24 protein-coding genes are annotated in these 24,572 nt (G+C 63.1%); 20 read left to right on the forward strand and 4 right to left on the reverse strand.

Features of this window, described 5'->3' with window-relative positions; translation table 11 throughout:
* Positions 1-15: 15 nt before the first annotated feature.
* Positions 16-846: a hypothetical protein gene (locus BLU35_RS11660; RefSeq protein ID WP_093233126.1), complete on the reverse strand. Its 831-nt coding sequence runs from the start codon at positions 844-846 to the stop codon at positions 16-18.
* Between the two features lie 305 nt (positions 847-1,151).
* Between BLU35_RS11660 and sdhC the strand changes: the two genes are divergently transcribed.
* From sdhC to lpdA, 17 genes are all read left to right on the forward strand, one after another.
* The gene (gene sdhC, locus BLU35_RS11665) at positions 1,152-1,544 is read left to right on the forward strand and encodes a succinate dehydrogenase, cytochrome b556 subunit (protein ID WP_034802580.1); all 393 of its coding nucleotides are present in this window, start codon (positions 1,152-1,154) and stop codon (positions 1,542-1,544) included.
* 18 nt (positions 1,545-1,562) lie between these two features.
* Positions 1,563-1,943: a succinate dehydrogenase, hydrophobic membrane anchor protein gene (gene sdhD, locus BLU35_RS11670; RefSeq protein ID WP_058321723.1), complete on the forward strand. Its 381-nt coding sequence runs from the start codon at positions 1,563-1,565 to the stop codon at positions 1,941-1,943.
* Between the two features lie 7 nt (positions 1,944-1,950).
* On the forward strand, positions 1,951-3,792 hold the full coding sequence (gene sdhA, locus BLU35_RS11675; protein WP_057254997.1) for a succinate dehydrogenase flavoprotein subunit: 1,842 nt from the start codon (positions 1,951-1,953) through the stop codon (positions 3,790-3,792).
* An 18-nt stretch (positions 3,793-3,810) separates the two neighbouring features.
* A complete protein-coding gene (locus BLU35_RS11680; protein WP_057254998.1) occupies positions 3,811-4,590 on the forward strand; it encodes a succinate dehydrogenase iron-sulfur subunit in 780 nt (259 codons plus the stop codon).
* 293 nt (positions 4,591-4,883) lie between these two features.
* A complete protein-coding gene (locus tag BLU35_RS11685; RefSeq protein WP_057254999.1) occupies positions 4,884-5,432 on the forward strand; it encodes a protease inhibitor Inh/omp19 family protein in 549 nt (182 codons plus the stop codon).
* 59 nt (positions 5,433-5,491) lie between these two features.
* The gene (zapE, locus tag BLU35_RS11690; RefSeq protein WP_057255000.1) at positions 5,492-6,646 is read left to right on the forward strand and encodes a cell division protein ZapE; all 1,155 of its coding nucleotides are present in this window, start codon (positions 5,492-5,494) and stop codon (positions 6,644-6,646) included.
* Between the two features lie 183 nt (positions 6,647-6,829).
* Positions 6,830-7,795, forward strand: coding sequence for a malate dehydrogenase (gene mdh / locus BLU35_RS11695; protein WP_057255001.1), 966 nt, complete (start codon positions 6,830-6,832; stop codon positions 7,793-7,795).
* 113 nt (positions 7,796-7,908) lie between these two features.
* Positions 7,909-9,102 (forward strand): ADP-forming succinate--CoA ligase subunit beta, encoded by a 1,194-nt coding sequence (gene sucC / locus BLU35_RS11700; RefSeq protein WP_057255002.1) that lies wholly within the window; start codon positions 7,909-7,911, stop codon positions 9,100-9,102.
* Between the two features lie 17 nt (positions 9,103-9,119).
* Entirely contained in the window at positions 9,120-10,022 is a 903-nt protein-coding gene (gene sucD, locus BLU35_RS11705) for a succinate--CoA ligase subunit alpha (RefSeq protein WP_058321727.1), read from the forward strand.
* A gap of 243 nt (positions 10,023-10,265) precedes the next feature.
* On the forward strand, positions 10,266-13,262 hold the full coding sequence (locus BLU35_RS11710) for a 2-oxoglutarate dehydrogenase E1 component (protein WP_057255004.1): 2,997 nt from the start codon (positions 10,266-10,268) through the stop codon (positions 13,260-13,262).
* Between the two features lie 56 nt (positions 13,263-13,318).
* The gene (gene odhB / locus BLU35_RS11715) at positions 13,319-14,560 is read left to right on the forward strand and encodes a 2-oxoglutarate dehydrogenase complex dihydrolipoyllysine-residue succinyltransferase (protein WP_058321728.1); all 1,242 of its coding nucleotides are present in this window, start codon (positions 13,319-13,321) and stop codon (positions 14,558-14,560) included.
* A gap of 64 nt (positions 14,561-14,624) precedes the next feature.
* Complete coding sequence (locus BLU35_RS11720; protein WP_057255006.1) at positions 14,625-15,014, forward strand: MAPEG family protein; 390 nt, start codon at positions 14,625-14,627, stop codon at positions 15,012-15,014.
* 14 nt (positions 15,015-15,028) lie between these two features.
* Positions 15,029-15,454: a VOC family protein gene (locus BLU35_RS11725; protein ID WP_093233127.1), complete on the forward strand. Its 426-nt coding sequence runs from the start codon at positions 15,029-15,031 to the stop codon at positions 15,452-15,454.
* On the forward strand, positions 15,451-16,092 hold the full coding sequence (locus tag BLU35_RS11730; RefSeq protein WP_093233128.1) for a LysE family translocator: 642 nt from the start codon (positions 15,451-15,453) through the stop codon (positions 16,090-16,092). Before BLU35_RS11725 ends, BLU35_RS11730 begins: the two co-directional genes overlap by 4 nt.
* A gap of 2 nt (positions 16,093-16,094) precedes the next feature.
* Positions 16,095-16,595: a hypothetical protein gene (locus tag BLU35_RS11735; RefSeq protein ID WP_093233129.1), complete on the forward strand. Its 501-nt coding sequence runs from the start codon at positions 16,095-16,097 to the stop codon at positions 16,593-16,595.
* On the forward strand, positions 16,592-17,344 hold the full coding sequence (locus tag BLU35_RS11740; RefSeq protein WP_093233180.1) for an SDR family oxidoreductase: 753 nt from the start codon (positions 16,592-16,594) through the stop codon (positions 17,342-17,344). The genes BLU35_RS11735 and BLU35_RS11740 overlap by 4 nt, the downstream gene beginning before the upstream one ends.
* Positions 17,345-17,368: 24 nt before the next feature.
* A complete protein-coding gene (lpdA, locus tag BLU35_RS11745) occupies positions 17,369-18,775 on the forward strand; it encodes a dihydrolipoyl dehydrogenase (RefSeq protein ID WP_093233130.1) in 1,407 nt (468 codons plus the stop codon).
* 150 nt (positions 18,776-18,925) lie between these two features.
* On the opposite strand, the gene BLU35_RS11750 is transcribed toward lpdA, so the two are convergent.
* On the reverse strand, positions 18,926-19,420 hold the full coding sequence (locus tag BLU35_RS11750; RefSeq protein ID WP_057255010.1) for an acyl-CoA thioesterase: 495 nt from the start codon (positions 19,418-19,420) through the stop codon (positions 18,926-18,928).
* Between the two features lie 213 nt (positions 19,421-19,633).
* Here BLU35_RS11750 and BLU35_RS11755 point away from each other — a divergent pair, with 213 nt between their 5' ends.
* Positions 19,634-20,122 (forward strand): DUF2867 domain-containing protein, encoded by a 489-nt coding sequence (locus BLU35_RS11755; RefSeq protein ID WP_057255011.1) that lies wholly within the window; start codon positions 19,634-19,636, stop codon positions 20,120-20,122.
* A 27-nt stretch (positions 20,123-20,149) separates the two neighbouring features.
* Here the strand turns inward: BLU35_RS11755 and BLU35_RS11760 are convergent, their stop codons facing one another.
* Positions 20,150-21,238 carry a TraB/GumN family protein gene (locus BLU35_RS11760; protein ID WP_093233131.1) on the reverse strand — a complete coding sequence of 363 codons (1,089 nt, stop codon included), beginning with the start codon at positions 21,236-21,238 and terminating at the stop codon, positions 20,150-20,152.
* 99 nt (positions 21,239-21,337) lie between these two features.
* Positions 21,338-22,273 (reverse strand): tyrosine recombinase XerC, encoded by a 936-nt coding sequence (locus tag BLU35_RS11765; RefSeq protein ID WP_058321734.1) that lies wholly within the window; start codon positions 22,271-22,273, stop codon positions 21,338-21,340.
* Positions 22,274-22,407: 134 nt separating this feature from the next.
* Between BLU35_RS11765 and BLU35_RS11770 the strand changes: the two genes are divergently transcribed.
* The gene (locus BLU35_RS11770) at positions 22,408-23,331 is read left to right on the forward strand and encodes a GNAT family N-acetyltransferase (protein WP_057255014.1); all 924 of its coding nucleotides are present in this window, start codon (positions 22,408-22,410) and stop codon (positions 23,329-23,331) included.
* 63 nt (positions 23,332-23,394) lie between these two features.
* Positions 23,395-24,528, forward strand: a complete 1,134-nt coding sequence (locus tag BLU35_RS11775; protein WP_093233132.1) for an AAA family ATPase — start codon at positions 23,395-23,397, stop codon at positions 24,526-24,528.
* The last annotated feature ends 44 nt before the right edge of the window (positions 24,529-24,572 follow it).

Genomic DNA, 24,572 nt, shown 5'->3' on the forward strand with positions numbered 1-24,572 from the left:
AATCCGTGACATGAACTAACGCCGGATCACACAGACGCCGTGTTCATAGGCGCAGGAGCCGTTCATCGTCTGCGGCGTGACATTGATGATCTTGCCGCGTCTGGTCTGCGGCGGCGATTCGGACTGCCCGTCGTCGGCATAGCCATAGTCGCCCTCCTGGTTGAAATAGATGCCGTTGCCGAGATCCACATAGGCGGAAATGCCGCCGACATAGGTGCCGATGCCCGGTGTGTCTGGATATTCATCGCCGCCATAGTAGCCCTGGCGATAGTCGCGGCGCTGGCCACCGGACGTCCAGATCTCGCGGCCGGCCCTGTCGCGAACCCATCCGCCGCCGCTTCCCCAGTGCTCGGCATAGTGGCCGGGATATGGGCGATACTGCGGGAGGCGAACATGCCGCGTGCGTGTCTCGACTTCCGGCAGTCCATTGGCGATGCGTGGGCGACCATCGTGGCGACGGCCTCCGGACGTCCAGATGTCGTTGCCTGCCCTGTCACGAACCCATCCGCCGCGATGCTCCCAGCTCCCGGTGTAGGGGCCGGGATAGGGGCGATATCGGGGAAGGCGAACGTGCCGGGTGCGGGTGTTCACGTCCGGCAACCCATCGTTGGCCATCCAGTCGCGACGGTGCATGCGATTGCGGTTCCAGCCGTTGCGGGAGCCCATGCCGCCAAACTCGTAGCGCGGACCGGGGCGACCTTGATACATGCGGACATGGTTGGTTCGTGTCTGAACGCCGCGTGCTCCGCCCCAGTCGCGGGCCTCCAAGGGGATGCAGGTGGTGACGATGACCAGGCCGGCGAGCGCTAGCACTTTGGTCGCATGGATTGCCTTGAACAGAGTCATTCTGTTCGCCCTCCGGAGGACACTTAACAATTGGTTAAGATCACTCTCGCCCACTTTCGCGGGAAAGTCACGGAATTGCTTGGCTTTTTGCGGCTATCGTTAACGGATGCCCATGTCTCCGGCAGGCTGGAAAATGGCGCAATTCGTCTAATCGATTAAATTGATTTTGCACCGCAAACACACTTGTCGTTAAGCATTATGGTGATTAAAGGTCCGAATGACTGAATTGCGCACAATCAGGTGCGATACCGGACTAAATTCGTCCAGTTTTTTGGGCGAAAATCCGGGCATTCCGTGAGGTTCCGATGACGAATGTCACAAGAAGCCGGCCACTCTCGCCGCATCTTCAAATCTATAAGCCGATCCCGACGATGGTCATGTCCATTGTGCACCGCATCACCGGCGGCGCGCTCTACTTCGGCACCATCCTCGTTGCCTGGTGGCTGATCGCCGCCGCGTCGGGTGCGGCCTACTACGACTGGGTCAGCTGGCTGTTCGGCACGCTGATCGGCAAGCTGGTGCTCTTCGGCTACACCTGGGCGTTGGTGCACCACATGCTCGGAGGCTTGCGCCACTTTGCCTGGGATCTCGGCTACGGTTACGAGAAGCACTTCGCCACCAAGATGGCCAAGGCGACGATCATCGGTTCGGTGGCTCTGACGCTGCTGATCTGGGTTGTCGGCTATCTCGTCCGCTAACTGAGAGGAAAGACACCCATGGATATGCGCACACCTCTCGGCAAGGTCCGCGGCCTCGGTTCGGCCAAGGAAGGCACCGATCACTTCTGGCGCCAGCGCCTGACGGCGGTCGCCAACGTTCCGCTGTTGATCTTCTTCGTCATCTTCCTCGTTCGCTACGCCGGTGCGCCCCACGCGGACGTCGTCGCCGCGCTTGCGAACCCCTTCGTCGCCGTCGTCATGGCTCTTGTCGTGCTCTCGGGCCTCATCCACATGCGGCTCGGCATGCAGGTGATCATCGAAGACTACGTGCATGGCGAAGGCATGAAGATCGTCCTTCTCATGCTCAATACATTTTTCACGATCGCGGTTGGTGGGCTCTGTCTCTTCGCCATCCTGAAGATCGCTTTTGCAGGGTAATTTCGCCATGGCATCGAACAGTTCACCCGCTGCAAACGGCAAGGCCTATGAATATGTCGATCACGCCTTCGACGTCGTCGTCGTCGGCGCCGGCGGCGCCGGTCTGCGTGCCACCCTCGGCATGGCCGAGCAGGGTCTGAAGACCGCCTGCATCACCAAGGTCTTCCCGACCCGCTCGCACACGGTTGCCGCCCAGGGCGGCATCGCTGCCTCGCTGCAGAACATGACGCCGGACAGCTGGCAGTGGCACCTCTACGACACCGTCAAGGGTTCCGATTGGCTCGGCGACGTCGACGCCATGCAGTATCTCGCCATGGAAGCGCCGAAGGCGGTCTATGAGCTCGAGCACTACGGCGTGCCTTTCTCGCGCAATGCCGAAGGCAAGATCTACCAGCGGCCCTTCGGCGGCCACATGCAGAACTACGGCGAAGGCCCGCCGGTTCAGCGCACCTGTGCTGCTGCCGACCGTACCGGCCACGCGATCCTGCACACGCTCTATGGCCAGTCGCTCAAGAACAATGCCGAGTTCTTCATCGAGTATTTCGCGCTCGACCTGATCATGTCGGATGACGGCCGCTGCACCGGCGTCGTCGCCTGGAACCTCGACGACGGTACGATCCATCGCTTTTCCGCCAAGATGGTGGTGCTGGCGACCGGCGGCTACGGCCGCGCCTATTTCTCGGCGACCTCTGCGCACACCTGCACCGGTGACGGCGGTGGTATGATCGCGCGCGCCGGCCTGCCGCTGCAGGACATGGAATTCGTCCAGTTCCACCCGACCGGCATCTACGGCGCGGGCTGCCTGATCACCGAAGGCGCACGCGGCGAAGGCGGTTACCTCGTCAACTCCGAAGGCGAGCGCTTCATGGAGCGCTACGCGCCCTCGGCCAAGGACCTTGCCTCGCGTGACGTCGTATCGCGCTGCATGACGATGGAAATCCGCGAAGGCCGCGGCGTCGGCAAGAACAAGGACCACATCTTCCTGCACCTCGACCACCTGGATCCGGCGGTCCTGCACGAGCGCCTGCCGGGCATCTCGGAATCGGCGAAGATCTTTGCCGGCGTCGATGTGACGCGCGAGCCGATCCCGGTTCTGCCGACGGTGCACTACAACATGGGCGGCGTGCCGACCAACTACTGGGGCGAAGTCCTGAACGCCGATGCCCAAAACCCAGAGCGCATCGCGCCCGGCCTGATGGCCGTCGGCGAAGCCGGCTGCGCCTCGGTGCACGGTGCCAACCGTCTCGGTTCCAACTCGCTGATCGACCTCGTGGTCTTCGGCCGCGCCGCTGCCATCCGCGCCGGCCAGGTGATCGACCGCAACGAGGCGGTGCCGGAGCTCAACAAGGCCGCCTGCGACCGGATCATGGACCGCTTCGACCGCCTGCGTAACGCCAATGGCAGCACGCCGACGGCGGTGCTGCGCGAAAAGATGCAGCGCGCCATGCAGGAAGACGCGGCCGTGTTCCGCACCCAGGAATCGCTGGAATCGGGCTGCAAGCGCATCTCGGCGATCTGGAAGGAGCTGCCTGATATCAAGGTCACCGACCGCTCGATGATCTGGAACTCCGACCTCGTCGAGACGCTGGAACTCGAAAACCTCATGGCCAACGCCATCACGACGATCTACGGCGCCGAAGCGCGCAAGGAGAGCCGTGGGTCGCACGCCCGCGAGGACTTCACCGAAGGCGCTCTCGGCGGCCGCGACGACGTCAACTGGCGCAAGCACACGCTTGCCTGGGTCAACGAAGCCGGCGACGTCAAGCTCGACTACCGCCCCGTTCATACCGACCTGATTGCCGACGGCATCGATCCCAAGAAGATCGAGCCGAAGGCGCGCGTCTACTGATCTTGAGGAATAAGCCACATGGTTGAACTCGCTCTCCCCAAGAACTCGCAGATGACGGAAGGCAAGGTCTGGCCGAAGCCGCAGGGCGCGACCAACGTTCGCGAATACCGCATCTACCGCTGGAACCCGGATGACGGCGCCAATCCGCGCATCGACACCTTCTACATTGATGTCGACGATTGCGGCCCGATGGTGCTCGACGGTCTGCTCTACATCAAGAACAAGATCGACCCGACGCTGACGCTGCGCCGCTCCTGCCGCGAAGGCATCTGCGGCTCCTGCGCCATGAACATCGACGGCACCAACACGCTCGCCTGCACCAAGGGCATGGACGAGGTGAAGGGCACGGTGAAGGTTTATCCGCTGCCGCACATGCCTGTCGTCAAGGACCTTGTGCCGGACCTCACCAACTTCTACGCCCAGCACCGCTCGATCGAGCCCTGGCTGAAGACGGTGTCGCCGACGCCGGCCAAGGAATGGAAGCAGAGCCACGAGGACCGCCTGAAACTCGACGGCCTCTACGAGTGCATTCTGTGCGCCTGCTGCTCGACCTCCTGTCCGAGCTATTGGTGGAACGGCGACCGCTACCTCGGTCCGGCCGTGCTGCTGCAGGCCTATCGCTGGCTGATCGACAGCCGCGACGAAGCGACCGGCGAGCGTCTCGACAATCTCGAGGACCCCTTCCGCCTCTACCGCTGCCACACGATCATGAACTGCGCCCAGGCCTGTCCGAAGGGCCTGAACCCGGCGAAGGCGATCGGCGAAATCAAGAAGATGCTGGTCGAGCGCCGCGTCTGACCGGTCGGATTGGAAACGAAGTTCAGGAGACGGCGAGCCTTGGCTCGCCGTTTTCTTTTTGATGTCATCGGTGAAACGGCGATCGACAATTCGTGATTGTGCCGCGGCGACAGGGGATAGGCAGTTGGCAATGTGGCGATGACCGCGCCGAGCATGCGTCGTGTCAGGACGTTTCAATCCTGCAACAGGTCGCAAGGAATCGTCGTCGCTTGATTTGTCAGGTGGATTTGCTGTATTTCGGCCTATATTATCGCGTTGCATCATGGTTCGCGGACACGAACAGGAGTAGGGATATGCGGGTTATTCATGCGGCGGCGGGGCTGGCGGTTGTGCTTGCGCTGACCGGATGCCAAAGAACATCGATGGGCGGCTTCGGTTCCCAGGATGTTTCACCCGCTCCCATCCAAGCCGCACCGGTTCCCTCGGTTTCGTCGAACCAGCTTCCGGCGCCGAGCGGCAACACCTCGCAATTCCCGGCTGCACCGGCGAGCGGCACGGCGATCGCCGGCGGCGGTGTTCAGCAGCCCGGCACGCAGGTCGCCGCGGCGGCGGGCGGCGGGCTTGACGTCACCAAGGAATCGATGGTCGGCAACTGGCGCGTATCGAGCGCCGGCTCCTCCTGTGACATGTTCCTGACGCTTACCAATCTCGGCTCCGGCTCGCGCGGCGGCACCCGTGGCTGCGCCGGCGAGCTGACGACCATGGGCTCCTGGGAAGTGGCCGGCAAGCAGGTGGTTCTGAAAGACCGCAGCGGCAACGCCATCGCCCGTCTCTACAAGACGGCCGACGCCCGGTTCGACGGCTCGACCAATGGCGGCCAGCCGGTCAGCCTCAGCCGCTGACGCTTTTCCAGCCCGGTCTCGCGCCGGGCTTTTGTTTTCCGGCTCCTCTCGGGTGAGACGTGCTCAATCCTGACGACAGTATCTACCGCAAGCTCGAAGCGCTCGTTACGAGTGGCGAGCGTAAGCGCGACCCCGCACAGTTTACGATTGCGCGGCGTTTCGATCATCTTTCCGCCGAGCTGCTCGCCAGCCGCCCGTCGCGCAAGACCAATGCGCTCGGCTGGCTGTTCGCCTCGCGCAAGAAGGACCATCCGCCGGTAAAGGGCCTCTACATCCATGGCGGCGTCGGGCGTGGCAAGACCATGCTGATGGACCTGTTCTTCGATACCGTGCCGATCCAGCGCAAGCGTCGGGCGCACTTCCACGAGTTCATGGCCGATGTGCACGAGCGCATCTACAAGCACCGCCAGAAGCTGAAGAACGGCGAGACGAAACAGGCCGATCCGATCCCGCCTGTCGCCTCGGAGCTTTTCGGCGAGGCCCGGCTGCTCTGTTTCGACGAGTTTTCGGTGACCGATATTGCCGACGCGATGATCCTTGGGCGGCTCTTCGGCGAGCTTTTCGCAAAGGGCTGCGTGCTGATCGCGACGTCGAACGTGGCGCCTGACGATCTCTATCGCGACGGCCTCAATCGCGGCCTGTTCCTGCCCTTCATCGATCTGCTCAAGGCGAATGCCGAGGTCATTTCCTTGGACACGGATACCGACTATCGCCTCACGAAGACGGACGGAAGTCCGGTGTGGCTTTCGCCGCTCGGCCCGGAGGCGGATGCGGCGATGGCGCGCGCCTGGATGCGGGAAACCCGCAACGAGGCTGTTGCTCCGGCCGAAGTGCCGCGCAAGGGCCGCAAGATCCATGTGCCGGCCGCCGCCGGCCAGAGCGCCCGCTTTGCGTTCGCCGATCTCTGCCAGCAGCCACTGGGTGCTGCCGATTATCTGGCGATCCTCGAGCGTTACTCGACGATCTTCGTCGACCACGTGCCGCATCTGGGACCCCATATGCGCAACGAGACCAAGCGCTTCATCCTTCTGGTCGACACGCTCTACGACAATGGCGCCCGATTGTTCGCGTCGGCCGCGGCCGAGCCACAGGATCTCCTGACCCAGAAGAAGGGTACGGAAGGCTTCGAGTTCGACCGCACGGTTTCGCGTCTGATCGAGATGCAAAGTGAGGAATATGCCGCCGAACACCCCGCCAATCGGACCGTTTCGTGACGCGGTTGTGACGGAAAGTCTTACGTTTACGTAAGACTTTTATGATCTAACCGATTGAAATTGCTTCATCCAAAAGTATCGTTTGATATTTTACCATTTGCCGTTTAATGGCTTTCGGCGAAGGTTTGGCGTTTGCCGCGTTTCAGGCCTTGATCATATTGGGATCACAAAGGAAGCACTTTCATGGCTCGCAACAAGATCGCACTTATCGGTTCAGGGATGATTGGTGGCACGCTGGCGCATCTCGCCGGCCTGAAGGAGCTGGGCGACATCGTCCTCTTCGACATTGCCGACGGCATCCCCCAGGGCAAGGGTCTCGACATCGGCCAGTCCTCCCCGGTCGAAGGTTTCGACGCGAACCTGACGGGTGCCAGCGACTACGCCGCCATCGAAGGCGCCGATGTCTGCATCGTCACCGCCGGCGTTGCCCGCAAGCCCGGCATGAGCCGCGACGATCTGCTCGGCATCAACCTCAAGGTCATGGAACAGGTCGGCGCCGGCATCAAAAAGTACGCTCCGAACGCCTTCGTCATCTGCATCACCAACCCGCTCGACGCCATGGTCTGGGCGCTGCAGAAGTTCTCGGGCCTGCCGAAGAACAAGGTCGTCGGCATGGCCGGCGTTCTCGACAGCGCGCGCTTCCGCCTGTTCCTTTCCCAGGAATTCAACGTTTCGGTCCAGGACGTCACCGCCTTCGTTCTCGGCGGCCACGGCGACACCATGGTGCCGCTCGCCCGCTACTCGACCGTTGCCGGCATCCCGCTGACCGACCTCGTGCAGATGGGCTGGCTCACCAAGGAGCGCCTCGAAGAAATCGTCCAGCGCACCCGTGACGGCGGCGCTGAAATCGTCGGCCTGCTCAAGACCGGCTCGGCCTACTACGCTCCGGCCGCTTCGGCGATCGAGATGGCGGAAGCCTACCTCAAGGACAAGAAGCGCGTGCTGCCCTGCGCCGCGCATCTGACCGGCCAGTACGGCGTCAAGGACATGTATGTCGGCGTTCCGACGGTCATCGGCGCCGGCGGCGTCGAGCGCATCATCGAGATCGATCTCAACAAGGCCGAGAAGGAAGCGTTCGACAAGTCGGTCGCTTCGGTCGCTGGCCTTTGCGAAGCCTGCATCGGCATTGCGCCGAGCCTGAAGCAGTAATCGCGTCGCGTTGAGCGGATGCTGGCATCCGCTCAACCTCTTTGTTTTTGCCGCATTTGTGCGACGGCAGGTGTTTCACCTGTCTGCAGAATGCTCCAGACAGGAAAAACACCATGAACATTCATGAATATCAGGCCAAGGCTCTCCTGAAGAGCTATGGCGCGCCGGTCGCGGAAGGTGTCGCGATCTTCTCCGCAGAAGAGGCAGAAGCCGCTGCCAAGAAGCTCCCGGGCCCGCTCTACGTGGTCAAGAGCCAGATCCATGCCGGCGGCCGCGGCAAGGGCAAGTTCAAGGAACTTTCCGCCGACGCCAAGGGCGGCGTTCGTCTTGCCTTCTCGATCGATGAAGCCAAGGCTCATGCCAAGGACATGCTCGGCAACACGCTCGTCACTGCGCAGACCGGCCCTGCCGGCAAGCAGGTGAACCGCCTCTATATCGAGGATGGCGCCGACATCGACCGCGAACTCTATCTGTCGCTGCTCGTCGACCGCTCGGTCGGCCAGGTTGCCTTCGTCGTTTCGACGGAAGGCGGCATGGACATCGAGGCTGTTGCGCACGACACGCCGGAAAAGATCGTCAACGTCGCGATCAACCCGGAAGCCGGCGTCACCGCCGCTGATCTCGCCAAGCTCACCTCGGCCCTGAAGCTCGAAGGCGAAGCCAAGGCTGATGCCGAAAAGCTCTTCCCGATCCTCTACAAGGCCTTTGTCGAGAAGGACATGAGCCTGCTCGAGATCAACCCGCTGATCGTCATGAAGAACGGCCGCGTGCGCGTTCTCGACGCCAAGGTCTCGTTCGACGGCAACGCGCTCTTCCGCCACGACGACATCAAGGCACTGCGCGACGAAACCGAAGAAGACGCCAAGGAAATCGAGGCCTCCAAGTGGGACCTCGCCTATGTCGCGCTCGACGGCAACATCGGCTGCATGGTCAACGGCGCCGGCCTTGCGATGGCGACGATGGACATCATCAAGCTCTACGGCAAGGAGCCGGCGAACTTCTGTGACGTCGGCGGCGGCGCCGGCAAGGAGAAGGTTGCGGCAGCCTTCAAGATCATCACCGCCGACCCGAAGGTCGAGGGTATCCTCGTCAACATCTTCGGCGGCATCATGAAGTGCGATGTCATCGCTGAAGGTGTCGTTGCGGCCGTGCAGGAAGTCGGCCTCAAGGTTCCGCTGGTCGTTCGTCTCGAAGGCACGAATGTCGAGCTTGGCAAGAAGATCCTGAACGAATCCGGCCTGGCGATCACCGCCGCCGACGATCTGGATGACGCTGCCAAGAAGATCGTCGCCGCGATCAACGGCTAACTGAAGGACCAGACCTCATGTCGATTCTCGTCAATAAGAACACCAAGGTCCTCGTTCAGGGCCTGACCGGCAAGACCGGCACCTTCCATACCGAACAGGCGCTTGCCTATTACGGCACGCAGATGGTCGGCGGCATTCACCCGAAGAAGGGCGGCGAAACCTGGACCGGCTCCAAGGGCGAAACCCTGCCGATCTTCGCGTCGGTTGCCGAAGGCCGTGAAAAGACCGGTGCGGACGCATCCGTGATCTATGTTCCGCCGGCAGGCGCCGCGGACGCGATCATCGAGGCGATCGATGCGGAAATCCCGTTCATCACCTGCATTACCGAAGGCATCCCGGTTGCCGACATGGTGCGCGTCAAGGCTCGTCTCGACCGCTCCAAGTCGCGCCTGCTCGGCCCGAACTGCCCCGGTATCCTGACGCCGGAAGAATGCAAGATCGGCATCATGCCGGGCTCGATCTTCCGCAAGGGTTCGGTCGGCATCGTTTCGCGCTCCGGTACGTTGACCTATGAAGCCGTGTTCCAGACCTCCAACGAAGGCCTCGGCCAGACGACGGCCGTCGGCATCGGCGGCGACCCGGTCAAGGGCACCGAGTTCATCGACGTGCTGGAGATGTTCCTGGCGGACGAAGCCACGACCTCGATCATCATGATCGGCGAGATCGGCGGCTCGGCCGAAGAGGATGCGGCGCAGTTCCTCATCGACGAAGCCAAGAAGGGCCGCAAGAAGCCGATGGCCGGCTTCATCGCGGGCCGTACGGCGCCGAAGGGCCGCACCATGGGTCACGCCGGCGCCGTCGTTTCCGGCGGCAAGGGCGATGCGGAATCCAAGATCGCTGCGATGGAGCAGGCAGGCATCCGCGTGTCGCCGTCGCCGGCCCGTCTCGGCAAGACGCTGGTCGAAGTCCTCAAGGGCTGATCTCAAGACTTCTGTCCGGGCCGGACCATTCCGGTCCGGACAGCGTGCCTGCCGCGTGTTTCCTTGGCTGATTGAAGATCAGGATGCGCGGCAACCTTAGTGCCACGGCGATCCCGGCGCGTCCTTTCGATGCGCGGCGCCGTAGGAACACCAGGCGCCAACGCGCCGAACGAACATGAACGACCGGGATACCCGGCAACCCAACTTCAGTCAGGAGGCGGACAGAACAGTCCGCGTGAGACCATGACAAGGCAAGAGGCCAACGAGCAATTCCAGCTCACTTCGTTTCTGGACGGCGCCAACGCCGCCTATATCGAGCAGCTCCAAGCACGCTATGAAACGGACCCGGCGTCCGTCTCGGCCGAATGGCAGGCCTTCTTCAAGGCGCTCGCCGACCGGCCGGAAGATGTGGTGAAGGCAGCCAAGGGCGCCTCCTGGAAAAAGAACAACTGGCCGATCGCGGCCAATGGCGAACTCGTCTCTGCGCTCGACGGCGATTGGGGCACGGTCGAAAAGGTCATCGAGAAGAAGGTCAAGGCGAAGGCTGAGGAAGCCGCCGTCGCCACCGGCACTGCCGTGAGCGAGGCAGATATCCTTCAGGCGACGCGCGATTCCGTCCGCGCCATCATGATGATCCGCGCCTATCGTGCCCGTGGCCACCTGCATGCCAAGCTCGATCCGCTCGGCCTTGCTGCCCCGGTTGAGGACTACAACGAGCTTTCGCCCTCGAACTACGGGTTTGAGGAGAAGGATCTCGACCGCAAGATCTTCATCGACAACGTGCTCGGCCTCGAATACGCGAGCATTCGCGAAATGGTCGAAATCCTCGAGCGTACCTATTGCTCGACGATCGGCGTCGAATTCATGCACATGTCCAACCCGGAAGAGAAGGCCTGGATCCAGGAGCGCATCGAAGGGCCGGACAAGGGCGTCGAGTTCACGCCCGAGGGCAAGAAGGCGATCCTGCAGAAGCTGATCGAGTCGGAAGGCTTCGAGCAGTTCATCGACGTCAAGTACAAGGGCACCAAGCGCTTCGGTCTCGACGGCGGCGAATCGCTGATCCCGGCACTCGAGCAGATCATCAAGCGCGGCGGCCAGGAAGGCCTCAAGGAAATCGTGCTCGGCATGGCCCACCGCGGCCGCCTGAACGTGCTGTCCCAGGTGATGGCCAAGCCGCATCGCGCCATCTTCCACGAGTTCAAGGGCGGCTCCTACGCGCCTGACGACGTCGAAGGTTCGGGCGACGTGAAGTACCACCTCGGCGCTTCCTCGGACCGCGAATTCGACGGCAACAAGGTTCACCTGTCACTGACGGCGAACCCCTCGCACCTCGAAATCGTCAACCCTGTCGTCATGGGCAAGGCCCGTGCCAAGCAGGACCAGATGGCGACCGTGTTTGAAGGCGACATCATTCCGTTGCGCGAACGCTCGAAGGTCATGCCGCTGTTGCTGCATGGCGACGCCGCCTTTGCCGGCCAGGGCGTGATTGCTGAAATCCTCGGCCTTTCCGGCCTGCGCGGCCACCGCGTTGCCGGTACCGTCCATTTCATCATCAACAACCAGATCGGCTTCACCACCAATCCGGCCTTCTCGCGTTCGTCGCCCTATCCGTCCGACGTCGCCAAGATGATCGAGGCGCCGATCTTCCACGTTAACGGCGACGATCCGGAAGCGGTTGTCTACGCGGCCAAGATCGCCACCGAATTCCGGATGAAGTTCCACAAGCCTGTCGTCATCGACATGTTCTGCTACCGCCGCTTCGGCCACAACGAAGGCGATGAGCCTGCGTTCACGCAGCCGAAGATGTACAAGGTCATCCGCGCCCACAAGACCGTCGTCCAGCTCTACTCCGACCGTCTGGTCGCCGAGGGCCTGATGTCGGAAGGCGAAGTCGAGAAGATGAAGGCCGACTGGCGCGCTCACCTCGAGCAGGAGTTCGAGGCTGGCCAGTCCTACAAGCCGAACAAGGCCGACTGGCTGGATGGTGTCTGGTCGGGCTTGCGCTCGGCCGACAACCAGGACGAACAGCGCCGCGGCAAGACCTCGGTGCCGATGAAGCAGCTCAAGGAAGTCGGTCGCAAGATCTCGGAGATCCCGGCCGGCTTCAACGCGCACCGCACGATCCAGCGCTTCATGGAAAACCGCGCTCAGATGATCCAGACCGGCGAAGGCGTCGACTGGGCCATGGCCGAGGCGCTCGCTTTCGGTACGCTGGTCACGGAAGGCACCAAGATCCGTCTGTCGGGCCAGGACTGCGAACGCGGCACCTTCTCGCAGCGCCATTCGGTGCTTTACGATCAGCAGAGCGAAGAGCGCTACATTCCGCTTGCGAACCTGTCGCCGACCCAGGCCCGCTACGAAGTCATCAACTCGATGCTCTCGGAAGAGGCGGTCCTCGGCTTCGAATACGGTTATTCGCTCGCCCGTCCGAACGCGCTGACACTCTGGGAAGCCCAGTTCGGCGACTTCGCCAACGGTGCACAGGTCGTCTTCGACCAGTTCATCTCGTCGGGTGAACGCAAGTGGCTGCGCATGTCGGGTCTCGTCTGCCTGCTGCCGCACGGTTATGAGGGCCAGGGTCCGGAACACTCGTCGGCCCGCCTCGAACGCTTCCTGCAGCTCTGCGCCGAAGACAACATGCAGGTCGCCAACGTCACGACGCCGGCGAACTACTTCCACATCCTGCGCCGGCAGGTGAAGCGCGACTTCCGCAAGCCGCTGGTCCTGATGACGCCGAAGTCGCTGCTGCGCCACAAGCGGGCGGTTTCAAGTCTGTCGGAAATGGCCGGCGAGAGCTCGTTCCACCGCCTGCTGTGGGATGACGCCGAAGTGATCAAGGATGGTCCGATCAAGCTGCAGAAGGACTCGAAGATCCGTCGCGTCGTGCTCTGCTCGGGCAAGGTCTACTACGACCTGCTCGAAGAGCGCGAGAAGCGCGGCATCGACGACGTCTACCTGCTGCGCGTCGAACAGCTCTATCCGTTCCCGGCCAAGGCGCTGATCAACGAGCTCAGCCGCTTCCGCAACGCGGAGATGGTCTGGTGCCAGGAAGAGCCGAAGAACATGGGCGCCTGGTCGTTCATCGACCCCTATCTCGAATGGGTTCTCGCCCATATCGACGCCAAGTATCAGCGCGTGCGCTACACCGGCCGTCCGGCTGCCGCCTCGCCGGCAACGGGCCTGATGTCGAAGCACCAGGCGCAGCTTGCCGCCTTCCTCGAGGACGCGCTGGGGGGCTGACGCTCCCCACGCTCTGAGCCAATAGAAACAGATATCTGATCAACGGAACAAAAATCATGGCAACAGAAATCCGCGTTCCCACCCTCGGCGAATCCGTCAGCGAAGCGACCGTCGGCACCTGGTTCAAGAAGGTCGGCGATGCCATCAAGGCCGATGAGCCCCTGCTCGAACTCGAAACCGACAAGGTGACGATCGAAGTGCCGGCTCCGGCTGCAGGCACGCTCTCCGAAATCGTTGCGCAGGCAGGCGAGACCGTCGGTCTCGGCGCGCTGCTCGGCCAGATCGCCGCCGGTGCTGCCGGCGCTGCTGCGGCCGCTCCGGCCGCTGCTGCCGAAAAGAAGGCCGAGCCGGCCGCTGCCGCTCCGGCTGCCCCGGCTGCTGCTGCAGCATCCGCTGCCTCGTCGATGCCGCCGGCACCGGCTGCCGCTAAGCTGCTCGCCGAAAACAACCTGTCGGCCGATCAGCTCGATGGCTCCGGCAAGCGTGGCCAGGTGCTGAAGGGTGATGTGCTTGCAGCCGTCGCCAAGGGCATCTCGACCCCTGCTGCTGCAGAGCCGGCGAAGGTCCAGGCCCGTGCGCCGTCGACGGCAGAAGATGTCGTGCGCGAAGAGCGCGTCAAGATGACCCGCCTGCGCCAGACGATCGCCAAGCGCCTCAAGGATGCGCAGAACACCGCCGCCATGCTCACCACCTACAACGAGGTGGACATGAGCGCCGTCATGTCGCTGCGCAACAAGTACAAGGACATCTTCGAGAAGAAGCATGGCGTGAAGCTCGGCTTCATGGGCTTTTTCACCAAGGCCGTGACCCACGCGCTGAAGGAAATCCCGGCTGTTAACGCCGAGATCGACGGCACCGACATCATCTACAAGAACTACTGCCACATCGGCGTCGCCGTCGGCACCGACAAGGGGCTTGTCGTTCCGATCGTGCGCGATGCCGACCAGATGTCGATCGCCGAGATCGAGAAGGACATCGGTCGTCTCGGCAAGGCTGCGCGTGATGGCGCGCTGTCGATGGCCGACATGCAGGGCGGTACCTTCACCATCTCCAACGGCGGCGTCTACGGTTCGCTGATGTCCTCGCCGATCCTCAACGCGCCGCAGTCGGGCATTCTCGGCATGCACAAGATCCAGGACCGTCCGGTCGCCATCGGCGGCCAGGTCGTCATCCGCCCGATGATGTACCTCGCGCTCTCGTACGATCACCGCATCGTCGACGGCAAGGAAGCCGTGACCTTCCTCGTCCGCGTCAAGGAAAGCCTCGAGGATCCGGAGCGTCTGGTTCTCGATCTCTAAGAGTTGGGCGGGGGCGATTGCAGCCCCCGCTTCTTTCTGCGCCGCGCTTCTCCGGATCGCATCGATGTCGTTCGAACTGACCTACCTGCTCTGGAGTGCCGTTCTCGCCTTCGCCTATATGATGGCGCAGGCGGGCGCCTATCGCCTGCAGCACGGCGTCATCGAAGCTGATACCAATCGCGACGTCGTGCCGGAGCCCAATGTCTTTACCGGGCGGGCGGGACGGGCGCTGCGCAATTTTCACGAGACCTATCCGGTCTTCATCGCCCTTGCGGTCGTGATAGAATTCTCCGGACGGAGCGGACCGCTCACCCAATGGGGCGTGGGGATCTGGTTCTGGGCAAGAGCCGCCTACCTGCCGATTTATATTGGCGGCCTCGGATTGGTTCGCTCCGCCGTCTGGACCGTTTCGGCGGTCGGGCTCCTGCTGATGATTGCGGGTATTCTGATCTGAACGGAGGAACTCGCATGGCATCCGAACCAAACGTTCCGCCGATCCAGGTGCATCTCTGCGTCAAGGACGGCATGGCGGCGATCGCCTTTTACGAGAAGGCCTTTGGTGCCCAACACACCTTTTGCCAGCTGGCGGAGGATCGCAAGCGCGTGATGCATTCCAATCTCGCGCTCTTCGGCGGCGAGATCATGCTGCACGACGAATTTCCCGAATTCGGCTCGAACGTTCTTTCGCCGAAGACGGTCGGTGGTGCGAACGTCGCCATCAACATCAATCTGCCTGATGCCGCCGACGTCGATGCAGCCTATGACCGGGCGATCGCCGCCGGGGCATCGACAGTTCTGGAGCCGCAGGATACCTTCTGGCACGCACGTTACGCGCGCATCCAGGATCCCTTCGGCCACGTCTGGGCCTTCAACGCACCGGTCGCACAACCATGAGCCAATATCTCCTAGAACTCGCATCGCTGATGGCGATCTTCGCCTTTGCGATCGTCTCTCCCGGCGCCGATCTGGCCATGGTCATGCGCCAGTCGATCGTGCATGGCCGGCGCCCGGCCATCATCACGTCCTTCGGCATCGGCACCTCGCTGATGTTCCATGTGACTTACACGATCCTCGGTCTGGGGCTGATCATTTCGCAGTCGATCTACCTCTTCAACATCGTCAAATGGTGCGGCGTCGCTTACCTGATCTATATCGGCATCAAGGCGCTCCGTGCCGGCCAGACGGAGATCAAGGTCGAGCGCGCGGAAGGCAATGAGCCGGCCAAGGGCCAGTCGACCGCCAAGGCTTTCGGCCTCGGCTTTGCCGCCAATGCGCTCAATCCGAAGCCGGTATTCTTCTTCCTGTCGATCTTCTCGACCGTCGTCAGCGCCCACACGCCGATCCTCGTCAAGTTCGGCTATGGGCTGGTCATGGCCACCTGCCTGATCCTCTGGTTCGTCGGCGTCAGCCTGTTCATGACGACGCCGCGGATGCGCGCCGCCTTCACCCGCGCCAGCAAGTGGATCGACCGCGCCAGCGGCGTCGTTTTCATTGCGCTCGGCCTCAAGCTCGCGACGGAGAAGGTCGCCTGAGCATGGTTTTTGGTCGCCTCGCCTTGATGCTGTTCTACACTGCGCTTACCGCACCGGCGATCGCTGCCGACTGCAAGCAGTCGCACGCGATCTACGCCGATCGTGACGGCGGCTATGAGCTGCGCTTCGAGCCGGTCGGCTCGGCAAGTGCGGCGACCAGCAACCACTTCAAGGTGGCGGTGCTCAAACCCGGGCTTCTGCTCGACGGCGTCGTGATGCCGGCGGGAGAGCCGGAACGCGCCACGGGGCTGATCATGCACAATTGCCCGGAGGGTGACGCGACCGGCGAGGAACTGCGCGCCTGCACGGTATGGCAGGGCGTCGTCTATGCGCTCGACAAGGCCGGTGCGATCAGCGAGATCCCTGGTGAAGCCGAACAGGCGGCCGAGCAGTTGCTGCTTCCCGATTTCGGGCCTTCTCTCAGAGCATCGAGCGCCTGGGGCAAAGGCAAGGCCGAGGCCGACAGCTGGGATTCTTTCACCCTCAAGGGATGCGCCGCATGAGCGCAGGCCCCGTTCTTCTCGTGACAGGCGGTAGCCGCGGCATCGGCGCGGCGGTTTGTGTCGCCGCGGCGAAAGCCGGCTGGCGTGTCGCCGTCAACTACGCGACGAACCGTGATGCGGCAGATGCGGTTGTCGGCGCGATCGAAGCGGTCGGCGGCACGGCGATCGCCGTTCGGGGCGATGTCGGCTCCGAGGCAGATATCCAGGCGATGTTCGCTGCCGTCGATGCGGCCTTCGGCCGGCTGGATGGCCTCGTCAACAATGCCGGCATCGTCGGGCCGACCGCCCGGATCGACGAGATGTCGGTCGATCGGCTGGACCGCATGTTCCGCATCAACGTCACCGGCTCCATCCGCTGTGCGGCGGAAGCTGTCCGGCGCATGTCGACGCGCTACGGCGGCAACGGTGGCGCCATCGTCAACATCTCGTCTGCCGCAGCCGTGCTCGGCTCGCCGGCGCAATATGTCGACTACGCCGCCTCGAAGGGTGCGATCGACACCTTCACCATCGGCCTTGCGCGCGAGGTTGCGACCGAGGGCATTCGCGTCAATGCGATCCGTCCCGGCGTCATCGATACCGAGATCCATGCCTCCGGCGGCCTGCCGGACCGGGCGCGCGATCTCGCTCCCACCATTCCCGTTCAGCGACCCGGCACCGCCGAGGAAGTCGCTGACGCGGTTCTCTACCTCCTGTCAGACAAGGCGACTTATGTGACGGGGGCAATTCTCAATGTCAGCGGCGGGCGGTAACCGCCCTGAAGGAAGGATATTCTAATGGCATATGATCTCATCGTTATCGGCAGCGGCCCCGGCGGCTATGTCTGCGCCATCAAGGCGGCTCAGCTCGGCCTGAAGGTGGCCGTCGTCGAGAAGCGCGCCACCTATGGCGGCACCTGCCTCAACATCGGCTGCATCCCGTCCAAGGCGCTGCTGCATGCTTCCGAGGTGTTCCATCAGGTCGCCCATGGCGTTGACGCGCTTGGCGTCGAAGTCGCAGCACCGAAGCTGAACCTCGAAAAGATGTTGGCCCACAAGGACGCGACCGTTAAGTCCAACGTCGAGGGCGTCTCGTTCCTGTTCAAGAAGAACAAGATCGACGGCATCCAGGGCACCGGCAAGGTTCTCGGTCAGGGCAAGGTCTCGGTCACCAACGACAAGGGCGAGGAGCAGATCCTCGAAACCAAGAACATCGTGATCGCCACCGGCTCCGACGTCGCCGGCATTCCGGGCGTTCAGGTCGATATCGACGAGAAGGTGATCATCTCCTCGACCGGCGGCATCGCGCTCGAAAAGGTCCCGGCCAACATGATCGTCGTCGGCGGCGGCGTCATCGGCCTCGAGCTCGGCTCGGTCTGGGCCCGTCTCGGCGCCAAGGTCACGGTCGTCGAATATCTCGATACCATCCTCGGCGGCATGGACGGTGAAGTTGCCAAGCAGTTCCAGCGCATGCTCGCGAAGCAAGGCATGGACTTCAAGCTCGGCGCCAAGGTTACGGGTGTCGTCAAGGACGGCAAGGGCGCCAAGGTGACCTTCGAGCCGGTCAAGGGCGGCGACGCGGTAACGCTCGATGCCGACGTGGTGCTGATTGCCACCGGCCGCAAGCCTTACACCGATGGTCTTGGCCTCGATAAGGCCGGCGTCGTCATGGACCAGCGCGGCCGTGTCGAGATCGACCATCACTACCAGACGAGCGTTACCGGCATCTACGCGATCGGTGACGTCGTGCGCGGCCCGATGCTCGCCCACAAGGCGGAAGACGAAGGCGTCGCCGTTGCCGAGATCCTCGCCGGACAGGCCGGCCACGTGAACTATGACGTCATCCCGAGCGTCGTCTACACCCAGCCGGAAATCGCCTCCGTCGGCAAGACCGAGGAAGAGTTGAAGGCTGCAGGCGTCGCCTACAAGATCGGCAAGTTCCCCTTCACAGCCAATGGCCGCGCGCGCGCCATGCTTGCCACCGACGGCTTCGTGAAGATTCTCGCCGACAAGGAAACCGACCGGGTTCTCGGCGGCCACATCGTCGGCTTCGGCGCCGGCGAGATGATCCACGAAATCGCCGTGCTGATGGAATTCGGCGGTTCGTCGGAAGACCTCGGCCGCACCTGCCATGCGCATCCGACCATGTCGGAAGCGGTCAAGGAAGCGGCTCTTTCGACCTTCTTCAAGCCGATTCACATGTAATGATCCAGCGAGGGGGCTGCAGCAAGCGGCCCCCTTGTTCCAGCCGCGCGCTTTCAACATGCCGGCTGTTGTTGCGGTGCTTTCGCCAGTGCCGCGTCAGCGTTCGCTGACATCCCCCCCGGATATTTCGTGGCGGATGGCGATTATCTCTCACTCTTCAGAAGCAGATCGGAGCGCGTGGAAGCGCTCCTCGAACTCCCGCCTGAGGCTGCGTCGTGCTTCGGCCGCGCGCTGCCGGCGCTTGCGGTCAGCGGTGTCAGTGTTCAGCGGAGGTACGGGCGTCGGCGCGCCGTCGGCGTCGACCGCGACCATCGTGAAGTAACAGGAGTTGGTGTGTCGCCGCTCGCCACTCCTGATGTTCTCGGCCTCGACGCGGATGCCGATTTCCATCGAGGTTCGGCCGGCATTGTTGACCGCGGCACGGAAGGTGACGAGCTCGCCGACATGGATCGGCTGGCGGAAGGTCACCTGGTCGACCGAAAGCGTCACCGCATATTGCTGCGAATAGCGCGAGGCGCATGAGAAAGCCACGCGATCCAGGAGATTGAGCAGCGCGCCGCCATGGACCTTGCCGCTGAAATTGGCCATGTCCGGCGTCATCAGCACGACCATTTCGAGTTCGCGTGTGTCGTGGCTGGTTTCCATTGTCCATCCCCAGAATTTGCAACGTTCAGCTTGAGTTATGCAGCTTGTCGGCGCGAAGGGAAGGCCCCACCGCATCGGCGTAGGACGGCCCCGGCGGCAGACTGGGTGTGACGATTGGACCGAGGGCTGCGACAAGCGGTCTCCTGTCCAGGCACGACGGAGGGCGCAATCATGTTTCAAAGGACAAACGACGCCGTGGCGTCAGGAGGAAACATGAAACCGAGAGCCGTGGCCACCTCGTTGCCGAACCGGCATCTACCGCACGCCGATTGGGCCGACCGTTTCGAGCTCGCCCTCGACGGCAAGGGCGTGACCGCCGCGGAAGCGGCCGAACGTTCGCTTGGCCGTTCGCCGCGATGGATTCGCGAACTGCTGCGCCTGCGCAACCGCGTGGTCTCGCTCATTGGCCTGAAATCGGCGGCGCCGAAACCGGGTCGCTTCGGGCTGGTCGGGGCGTTTCCGGTGCTGTCGAAAAGCGATGACGAAGTGGTGCTCGGTTTTGACGACAAGCATCTCGATTTTCGCATCGTCGTCGATGTCAGGGCGGGATCCGCGGTCAACCAGATCGTCGGCGTCACCACGCTCGTCCGGCGGCACAATGCGCTCGGGCGGGTTTACCTCGCGGCGGTCACGCCGTTTCACAAGGTGATCGTGCCGACGCTTCTGGCCCGGGTGGCGGGTCCGGGCGGTCAGATTGGCTGATCAGTCTCCGGCTTGAACGCCCGCCAGTCAGTTGGCGCGCGTGACCGTGAAGCCCTGGGCGCGGAGCAGTTCGACCAGGCCTTCCTTGCCCGGAAGGTGCAGCGCTCCGACGGCCATGAAAGCGCCGCCGTCCTTCAGGATCGGTTCGGCACGTGTCGCCATCGTCTTGTTGCGGTCGACGATGATGCGCTGCTCGAAATCGGCATAGCCGAAATCCTCCGCTGTGCCCTTGTCGGAAACGGATCTCATCATCGGCATGATCATGCCGGTGTCGCCGGAAAGGTAGAGGTCGGTCATTGTCGCGAAGACGTCGTCGATCGTCTTGCCGAGCGCCAGCGTCTCGATGAGCGCGCGCAGGTGCAGTTCGGTCGGAAGCGAATCCATCGCTGCGAGCTGTTCGATCAGCGTCTCCAGGCCCTTGAGCGTCTTGCCCTGGCTGACAGCATCCTCGGCAATCTTCTTGTCGAGGAAGGAGGCGCCGGTCGCCTTGCGGCTGATCTCGCAGGCGGGCAATGCGACGAAGCTCGCGATCATCCAGGGTTTCATGCGCGCAACGAGCGTCAGCGGAATGCCGCGGGCTTTGAGGCCCGCTTCGAGCTGTTCGCGATCGCCGGGCTTCAGGAAATCGGCGATCGTCTTGTTATCCGGGAACATGGTGAGGTCGGGCCGCATCAGGATCGCGGCGGCCGATTTCTTCTCGTCGACGATCTCGTCCGATTCGACGATGACGGTTGAGGCTGCTTCGAAAGCGGCCGGCGCCTCGGCAGGCAATGCCAGTACGCGCGGATCGGTCACGTGCATGGTGCCGAGCAGCCAGGAGGCCGCGATGCCTTCCTTCTCGATCTTCCAGAAGATGCCTTTGCCGTTCGGCACGGCGGCGGCTTCCGCTTCGAGTGTGGCGAATTTGGTCGGATCCGTCTTGGCAAGGGCGGTGAGCACATTCGAGCCGCCGCATTCGGCTTCCTGCGCATCGGCTTCCGCGACGAAGAAGAGTGCAACGACGAGGCTGGCGGCAAGAACGACATGCAAGAGGGCAATGAGCCAAAGCGTATCGTCAGCGACCCGCGCAAGCAGGTTGCGGGGCAGGTTTCGATCAGGTCTCGCAAAGGCGGTCATCGTTGTTCCCCGACGGTCGGACGGTCGTTGCTGAACCCTAGGGCCGGGCCGGTCACGGCTTCCTTAAGGGGCATGGTTAATTCATCGTTTCGCCGAAAATCAGGCGCGCGGATGGGCGCGATCGTAGATTTCCAGAAGCCGTGCGGAATCGACACCGGTATAGACCTGCGTGGTCGACAGGCTGGCGTGGCCGAGCAGTTCCTGGATGGTTCGCAGATCGCCGCCGCCGGCCAGCAGATGGGTGGCGAAGGAGTGTCGCAGCGCATGCGGCGTTGCCGTGTCCGGCAGGCCGAGGGCCCCGCGCAGCTTCTGCATTTCCCGCTGGATGATTGCCGGCTGCAGCTTGGCGCCACGGGCACCACGAAACAACGGTTCATCAGCAGGCGGCTGATAGGGGCAGAGTTTGATATAGGCTGCGACGGCTTCACGCGCAGCCTGAATCAATGGCACGAGCCGCGTCTTGCCGCCTTTGCCGATGATGCGCAGCGACGAGGGCGAGCCGGCGAAATCGCCCGATGTCAGCCCGAGCGCTTCGGAAATGCGCAGGCCGCAGCCATAGAGCAGGGTCAGCACCGCGGCATTGCGCGCGGCGATCCAGGGCTCCTCGGCAAGCTGCGCCTCCGAGGTCACGACGTTCAGCGCCTCTCGGTCGGTCAGCGGCTTCGGCAGGGATTTCGGCTGCTTCGGCGAGCGCACGGCGGCGGCACCTGCTGCGTTCGCAAGGCCATTGCGTTCGAGAAAGCGCAGGAAGGAGCGCAAGCCGGCGAGGCCACGGCCGAGCGTGCGTGCACCGGCGCCACCCTTGCGTCGCTGGGCGAGGAAGCCGCGCAGATCCGCCGGCCGCAGCGTCCGGATGTCGGAAAGGCGCGGCGGCCCGGCCAGATGGCCGGTCAGGAATGTCAGGAATTGACGGGTGTCGCGCTCATAGGCCTCGACGGTGTTGTCGGAGAGGCGCCGCTCCCGCATGAGCCCATTGAGCCAACGTTGGCGTTCGGCAAGGAGTTCCGGATGGCCGATGACGAGGAGCTCGTTCATTGTCGCTTCCCAAGTTGGTCCATCGGCGACAATGCCCTGACGCATCTTATGTTTTTGCTAATGCGCCCTTGGAATCTGTCATTCTTCGATCATATAGAATTGCGATGGTCAGCCGGAAAGAATCGGATCGGACTATGGTGGGACGGGATTCGGTGAACGGATTCGCGCATTTTGCTGAAGTACTCGCCCTGGTCTCACAGGGAAAACCTGGTCACATCGTTGACACCCTGATTGCCGAGCGCGGGCAGCGCATCGTCAAGAGCCCGATGTGGCCGTTGATGCGACCTTTTCTCTACGCGTTGCTGAACTACCGCAAGGCGCACGAGTTCGCCGATGCGGTCGCCAACATGCCCGGCTTCCAGGCCTTCGAACATCTGAGTTCGCTTCTCTCGCTGGAGGTGCGGGTCGACCGGGCCGAGCGCATTCCGGCCAAGGGCGGCTTCCTGCTCGTCAGCAACCACCCGACCGGCATAGCCGACGGTATCGCTGTTTTCGACCTGCTCAAGACACGGCGGCCGGACATGATGTTCTTCGCCAACCGCGACGCCATCCGCGTCAATCCACGCTTTGTCGAGATGGTCATCCCCGTCGAATGGCGCGAGGAGCACAAGAGCAAGCTGAAGGCCCGCGAGACGCTGCAGGTGACCAATCGGGCGATCGGCGAGGGCAAGGCGACGGTGCTCTTCCCTTCCGGGCGCATCGCCTATTGGGCGGACGGCTGCCTCAACGAGCGGCCGTGGAAGACGTCTGCGGTGGGCTTTGCGCGCAAATACGGCCTGCCGATCCTGCCGGTGCACATGAGCGCCCGCAATTCCGGCCTGTTCTACTGGTTCGCCAAATGGTCGACGGAACTGCGCGACATGACCGTGTTCCACGAGCTGCTCAACAAGAAGGGCGACTTCTTCGATTTCCGCATCGGCAACCTGATCCCGCCGGAGGCGCTGGAAGGTGAGCCTGGCGAGGTGACGAAGGCGCTCGAGCGGCACACGGTGTTCGATCTGGCCATGGACGCGGACGTGGCGTTCCAGCCCCGGTTGCAAGCAGAGGTCGCGCTCTAGCGATCAGCCGCGCCATGCCTGCCGGGCTTCACGCCGTGCGGCGGATCGGCTAGGTCTTGAGCCATGCAGCTTCAATCCATGTTTGCCGAAAACTACCGTTCGTTGAAGTCGATCCGCATGGATCTGACGGTCGTCAACCTGTTCATCGGCGAGAACGGCGTCGGCAAGTCCAATCTCTATCGTGCGCTTCAGCTCGTGCAGTCGGCGACGCGCGGCACTCTGGCGCGCGAGATCGCGGAGGAGGGCGGCATGTCGTCGGCGCTCTGGAGTGGCCGCCGCCGCGCCGACAAGCCGGCGCGCATCCGGCTCGAAACGGAGCTTTTGGACGAGGAACGGGCGATCACCTTCCGCTACCGCATCGAGGCGGGACTGCGCCCGCCCACGGCTGCCGCCGGCTTTGCCTATGAGCCTCAGGTCAAGGAAGAGGAGTTGACGGTCGAAACCGGCCGCCGTCCCGTGACGATGATGAAGCGGTCCGGCCCCGGCATCTTCGTGCGCGGCGAGCGCGGGCGGATGGAGGACTATCCGGAAACGGCTCTGACTTCGGAAACGGCCATCTCGCTGCTCGGCGATGCCGGCCACTATCCGGAGGTCGGCACCTTTCGCCGCGCGGTCGACCAATGGCGGTTCTTCCATGGCTTCCGCACCGATCGCGATTCGCCGTTGCGGTTGCCTTGCCTCGCCGTGACGGCGCCGATGCTTGACGAGACGGGTGTCAACATGGCTGCGGTGTTTGCGACGCTCAGGCACACACGTGAGGATACGGTTGATCTCGATCGAGCGGTCGCCGACGCCTTCGGCGGCGCCTATCTCGACGTTCCCGAACCGGGACAGTTTGCCGAGTTTTCGCTGGTCTTTCCGGATTTCCCCAACCGGCCGTTCTCGCCGCGCGAGCTGTCGGATGGGCAGATGCGGTTCCTGGCGCTGGCGGCAGCGCTGCTTTCCTATCGCCGGCCCCGGTTCATTGCGCTCAACGAGCCGGAGACGAGCCTGCATCCGGACATGCTGCCGGCGCTCGCCGACATGGTCGCCAGCGCTTCGCGCGAAAGCCAGATCTGGATCGTCACTCATTCTGAGCGGTTGGCGGAGGAAGTGCGCCAGCGTTGCGGCATCCGTCCGCGCCGGGTGATCCGCAAGGACAGCGCCACCTGGATCGACGGCATGCGGCTGACGGGGCTGATGGACGACGACGAGTAGGCAACAAAAAACCCCGCATCGCTGCGGGGTTTTCATTCATTTCT

This window comes from Sinorhizobium sp. NFACC03, assembly GCF_900103435.1.
Classification (GTDB): domain Bacteria; phylum Pseudomonadota; class Alphaproteobacteria; order Rhizobiales; family Rhizobiaceae; genus Ensifer.